This is a genomic window from Desulfonatronospira sp. MSAO_Bac3 (assembly GCF_003838035.1).
In the GTDB taxonomy this organism is placed as follows: domain Bacteria; phylum Desulfobacterota; class Desulfovibrionia; order Desulfovibrionales; family Desulfonatronovibrionaceae; genus Desulfonatronospira; species Desulfonatronospira thiodismutans.
Genome location: NZ_QYZY01000065.1, coordinates 1 through 5,080, shown reverse-complemented (window position 1 = coordinate 5,080; position 5,080 = coordinate 1). Strand labels below are relative to the sequence as shown.

The window sequence follows — 5,080 nt, the reverse complement described above, 5'->3', positions numbered from 1 at the left end:
GGTTGATTTTTTATCCATATTTCCGGTCCTGGGATCTGTGGGGAGGTTTCCCGGCAAACCTGGCCGGGATTGCCGTGCTTCAGAAATATATGGCGGACAGTATTGAAGGTGTAAGCCCAGGTCCTATTCTTGCTTCATCCAAAGGCCTGCATATTTACGGCTACGCCGAGGAACTGGCCAGAATCAGGACCTGCAGAAAAGATGCCCCTTGAGCCTCATAACTGCTTTTCTGGTTTGCAGGCCTTTTTCAGGATTAAATATGCACCTTCCGGGCGCTTTTAAAAAGAGAGTGACGGAAAAAGTCAAGATTGCTCCTGCTTCTTGCTTTTTTCCACTGCCTGCATTAAAGAATAAATAAATATGGCTGGAAAATAATTCTGCAACGACATTTAGACAATGGGTGACTTGTAAAATCAGGGACAGGCCCTCCGGCACTTATTTGTGTTCCTTATTCTTCAGGACGGTTGTTATGTCTTCAGCACCATTCAGCAAAGAACAGATAGATTTTTTGAAAGAGCATATGGCCCAGTGGCTGGCCGAGCAAAGTCTTGGCAAGCCGCCGCAGGTGTATGAAATAGAACTGCGCGAGCGCATGGTCCGGGTGGAGGAAGAGCTTAAGCACCAGCGGGACATGATTCAGCACATCATTGATCAGATGGACAAACGTTTTGATCAGGTGGACAAACGTTTCGAACAGATGGACAAACGTTTCGAACAGATGGAAAGACGTTTCGAACAGATGGAAAGACGTTTCGAACAGATGGATCAGCGCTTTGAAGTCATGACCAAAAGAATAGATCGCTTGATTATCTGGTTTTTCAGCACCACAGTGGCTGTAGGCGGAATTGTCGTGGGTCTGATCAAATTTCTTTAGCTGGCTTCTTCGAAATGAGACACTCCCGCAGCTGACTTCTTATTCCTTTAGCCCCATCCATTTATAGATAAGTTCCAGGTCCAGGCTTGAGCGGACCTGCTCAGCCAGGCGGTCCAGGGCCTGGTCCGGGTTGTAGATGCACATGACCTGGTTCTTGGGCTCCATTCCCCTGCGGCTGCGCAATTGGTCGATGACCCAGCGGCGGAATTCGTCGGCATCGAAAATTCCGTGCAAGTAAGTACCCCATACCAGCCCGCTTTCAGAGAGAACCCCCTCATTTTTCCCGTCAGGAAGCCGCAAGAGCGGCCGGCCCCCGAGACGGCTGACTCCATGATGGATTTCATAGCCCAGGACATTGAGTCCGGACTGTATATGGGTGGCCTCCACCCGGGTCAGGGTTTTCTGGTGGGCCATTTCCGTATAAATATCCAGAAGGGCGGCGGCCTGCACTTTCTGTCCCGGGGATTCCAGCTCAAAGGGGTCGCTTATTTCATTACCAAGCATCTGCAGCCCTCCGCAGATGCCGATTATTTCCACCTTCTGCTCAGAGCCAAGTCTGGAAATGGCAGCCTTGAGCCCGGTTTGGTCCAGCCAGGCCAGGTCCTGGAATACGTTTTTGCTGCCGGGAATAATAACTGCATCCAGTCCCTGCAGGTCATTAGGGGAACGGACTGTTTCCAGGCTTACGTCCGGTTCCAGGCGCAGGGCGTCAAAATCGGTGAAATTGCTTATGTGGGGCAGATCCGCTACGCCCACCCGGACACAGTCTTCTGCGTGGCCATTCTGGTCCTTAATGCCCTCCTTCCAGCCCACTGAATCCTCGTCCGGCAGATCCAGGTTCTGCATGTAGGGCACCACTCCCACCACCGGCCTGCCGGTGTGCTGCAGGGTCAGTTCAAAGGCGTTTCCCAGCAGGGAGGCATCCCCCCGGAACTTGTTGACCACAAAGCCTCGGATGAGTTTTCGCTCCCACTCGGCCAGGACCTCCATGGTCCCGGCAAAGGAAGCAAACACCCCGCCGCGGTCGATGTCCCCCACGATGAGGACCGGAGAGCGGGCGTATTCGGCCATGGCCATGTTGACTATGTCGTGGCTCTTGAGATTGATTTCAGCTGGACTGCCGGCCCCTTCCAGGACCAGGACGTCGAATTCCCGGCCCAGGCTGTCATAGGCTTGCCTGGCGGCCTGGAATGCCTTGGGCTTGTAATCCACGTAACCTGTTGCACCCATGTTGCCCACTGCCTGACCGTTGATTATCACCTGGCACCCGGTCTGGCTGCTGGGCTTTAGAAGCACCGGGTTCATGCGCACGTCCGGCTCCAACCGGGCGGCCTGGGCCTGGACCACCTGGGCCCGGCCCATTTCACCGCCCTGGCTGGTGACAAAGGAATTAAGAGACATGTTCTGGGATTTAAAGGGCGCAGGCCGGTATCCATCCTGGAGCAGTATGCGGCACATGGCAGCGGCCAGGATGCTTTTGCCGGCATTGGAACTGGTGCCCTGAAACATGATGGCCGGCTGCTTTGACTGGGCCGGCCTGGGTGGTTTTGCAGTGAGAACGCTGTGCATGGCCCGCACTAGCATCTGGTTTTCACGGGAAGAGCGCACCGCCACCCGCACGTGCCTGTGGTCCAGACCGTGAAAATTGGAGCAGTCCCGTACAGCCAGGCCGTGCTTTTCAAGGAGTAGGACTGTGAGTTCTGAAGCTTCGGGCAGGCGCTCATCCAGCCCCAGGAGCAGAAAGTTGGCCTGTCCGGGGTAGATCTTTATGCCTGGAATCTCCCCCAGGCTTTGAGACAGGCTGTGGCGCTTCCGGGCGACGTACTCCCTTGTTTTAAGCACAAACTCATGGTCCTGCAGGGCCTGCACCCCGGCGGCCTGGGCCAGGACATTCACCGACCAGAAGGGCTGGATGCCGGATACGGCCCGGACCACCTCCGGGTCTGCCAGGGCCAGGCCCAGGCGCAGACCGGGCAGGGCGAACATCTTGGTCATGGACAAAAGGACCGTGACATTGACGGGACGGTTTTGCACCAGGCTGTCAAAATCAGGCACAAAGTCGCCGAAGGCCTCATCCACTACAAAAAGGCTGTCCGGAAAGTCCGCGGCCAGGCTGCGTATCCCGGCTGCATCCACGTCTAAGCCGGTGGGGTTGTTGGGACGGCAGATAAAGACCAGCTCCCGGCCCTGCAGATGGGGTACAAGCTCAGTCGGATCCAGGGCAAAATCCACGGCCTGGTCCAGATTGAATCGATGCACCTTAAGTCCTGCAGCAAGGCAGGCCCGGGCGTAATCAGCGTAGGTGGGGGCGGGTATCACGGCCCGCTTAAAATTCATGGCCAGCGGAAGCAGAGAAATGATCTCGGCTGTACCATTGCCTGCCAGGACCTCTTGCGGCCGGGTATTGTAGCGCCGGCAGGCGGCCTGGACCAGGTCGCAGGCCCCGGGGTCGGGGTAATGGGCCGCCTTTTCCAGGGTTGTGCTTATCAGCGGTCGCAGCCATTCCGGAAATCCCAGGGGATTGATGCTGGCGGAAAAGTCCACAATTGCATCAGGGCTAAGCCCGGACTTGCGGGCCAGGGCAGATATGTCCCCGCCGTGGGGCTGCTGGGAAGAGGTGCTCATGTCTTAGCCTTCATGGGCATTTTCAATGCCTACTTCTTCAAAGGTTTTAATATCCGCCAGGATTCTGGTACAGGCATCCAGGATGTGCATGGCCAGGGCTGCACCTGTGCCTTCGCCCAGGCGCATCTCCAGATCCAGCAGGGGGGTCAGGCCTAAGTGCCTGAGCATGTACTCGTGTCCTGTTTCTCGGGAGCGGTGCCCGGCAAAGATATACTGCCCGGCTGCAGGGCATAGTTCGCAGGCTATCAGGGCCCCGGCAGTGGAGATGAGTCCGTCGCAGACCACCGGAATCTGTCTCGCTGCCGCGCCTATGACTAAGCCGGCCAGTCCCCCGATCTCCAGTCCGCCAACCCTGGCCAGAACGCCCATGGGGTCGGCAGGGTCCGGGCGGTTAAGATCCAGGGCCTTTTTTATGACCCTGGCCTTGAGGTCAAGCCCCTGCTCGTCCAGTCCCGTGCCCGGTCCTACCAGTTCTTTGAGGGGCAGCCCGGAATAAACCGCTATAATGGCGGAAGAGGCAGTGGTATTGCCTATGCCCATGTCCCCGGTGCCCAGAAGATCCAGGCCCGGGCTCTCAGCCAGTTGGTTTGCAATGCCAATACCGGCTTCGACGGATGCTGCTGCCTCCTCCCGGGTCATGGCCGGGCCTGTGGCCATGTTGGCAGTGCCTTTGCGGATTTTTTTGTGCAGGATATCAAGTCCTGGATCAAAATCGTGTCTTACTCCCAGGTCGGCCACCCTGACCCTGGCCCCGGCGTGGGCAGCCAGGACATTTATGGATGCCCCGCCCTGGACGAAATTGTAGACCATCTGGGCCGTGACTTCGCTTGGAAAGAGGCTGACTCCCTCTTCAACCACCCCGTGATCACCGGCACAGGTGACTATTGTTTTCCGGTCAAGCTTTACATCCAGCCGGCCGCAGATGGAGGCCAGACGGGCAGCTGCCGGTTCCAGCCGGCCCAGACTTCCCCGCGGCCTGGCCTGGTTCGCCAGACGCTTCAGGGCAGCTGATTTTATTTCCTGGTCCGGCTGGGTTATGTTCTGGATGGATTGCTCCAGTAGAGTCATTGGCTGTTCCTTTGGTTTGCAGGTGGTTATTTAAATTTCGTAAGCATTGAATTGTTATCAGTTAATATTTGTTATCAGTTAATAGTTATTTGTTAATAGTTGAAGAACAGCAGCCTGAATAAACTGTCTTAACCTATTAACAATTAACAGATAACAATTAACAATTAACAGATAACAATTAACAATTAACAGATAACTGGCTTACGGGCCGATAGCGGCACCCTCTGAATGGTGACATGCTTAAATTATTTCAATCTGAGAGGCATCCCGCTGACTACAAAATAGGCCTCATGGGCCAGGGATGCGGTCCGCTGGTTGATGCGGCCCATCATGTCCCGGTAACTGCGGGAAAGTGAGTCCCCGGGGACAATGCCCATGCCCAGTTCGTTACTGACCACGAATACATGGCAGGGCGGGGCTGCAAGCAGGGCAAAGAAATTTTCCAGTTGCTGGCAGGTGTTGTCCTGCACAAGCTCCTGATGCATGAGATTGCCCAGCCATACGGTGAGGCAG

At 55.9% G+C, this 5,080-nt stretch carries 4 protein-coding genes and 1 pseudogene; 2 read left to right on the top strand and 3 right to left on the bottom strand.

Annotated features, from left to right (window positions below; translation table 11 throughout):
• Positions 1-212: pseudogene (locus D5S03_RS02405) on the top strand (thymidylate synthase); the annotation flags it as partial.
• Positions 213-469: 257 nt separating this feature from the next.
• Positions 470-874 carry a hypothetical protein gene (locus D5S03_RS02400; protein WP_008871154.1) on the top strand — a complete coding sequence of 135 codons (405 nt, stop codon included), beginning with the start codon at positions 470-472 and terminating at the stop codon, positions 872-874.
• 39 nt (positions 875-913) lie between these two features.
• On the opposite strand, the gene D5S03_RS02395 is transcribed toward D5S03_RS02400, so the two are convergent.
• From D5S03_RS02395 to D5S03_RS02385, 3 genes are all read right to left on the bottom strand, one after another.
• On the bottom strand, positions 914-3,499 hold the full coding sequence (locus tag D5S03_RS02395) for a cobyric acid synthase (protein WP_287042578.1): 2,586 nt from the start codon (positions 3,497-3,499) through the stop codon (positions 914-916).
• Positions 3,500-3,502: 3 nt separating this feature from the next.
• Positions 3,503-4,567, bottom strand: a complete 1,065-nt coding sequence (cobT, locus tag D5S03_RS02390) for a nicotinate-nucleotide--dimethylbenzimidazole phosphoribosyltransferase (RefSeq protein WP_287042577.1) — start codon at positions 4,565-4,567, stop codon at positions 3,503-3,505.
• Positions 4,568-4,812: 245 nt separating this feature from the next.
• A partial coding sequence (locus D5S03_RS02385) for a bifunctional adenosylcobinamide kinase/adenosylcobinamide-phosphate guanylyltransferase (protein ID WP_287042576.1) occupies positions 4,813-5,080 on the bottom strand: 268 nt, incomplete at its 5' end.